The sequence below is a fragment of the Undibacterium sp. 5I2 genome (assembly GCF_035019605.1).
In the GTDB taxonomy this organism is placed as follows: Bacteria; Pseudomonadota; Gammaproteobacteria; order Burkholderiales; family Burkholderiaceae_D; genus Undibacterium.
Genome location: NZ_JASJVS010000167.1, coordinates 1 through 384, shown reverse-complemented (window position 1 = coordinate 384; position 384 = coordinate 1). Strand labels below are relative to the sequence as shown.

General features: G+C 58.6%; 1 protein-coding gene. It reads left to right on the top strand.

The annotated features are described in order from the left end of the window. Nucleotides 1-384, top strand: a 384-nt coding sequence (locus QN359_RS19845) for an IPT/TIG domain-containing protein (protein WP_323493433.1), incomplete at both ends; no start/stop codon positions are given.

Genomic DNA, 384 nt, shown 5'->3' with positions numbered 1-384 from the left:
AATTTTACTGGCGCTACTGCGGTGAAATTCGGCCTGAGCAACGCCAGCGGTTTTACTGTGAACAGCGCGACACAAATAACGGCAACGGCCCCGGCCGGCAGCAGCGGCACGGTAGATATTACCGTCGTGACTGGTGGTGGTACGAGTGCGACGAGTGCCGGCGATCAATATACGTATATCGGTGCGCCAACGGTGAGTAGCCTGGGGACGTCGAGCGGCCCTGCTGCGGGTGGCACCTCCGTGGTGATCACGGGTACAAATTTGACGGGTGCGACTTCTGTGAAGTTCGGCCTGAGCAACGCCAGCAGTTTTACTGTGAACAGCGCGACACAAATTACGGCAACGGCACCGTCCGGCAGCGGCACGGTAGATATTACCGTCGTG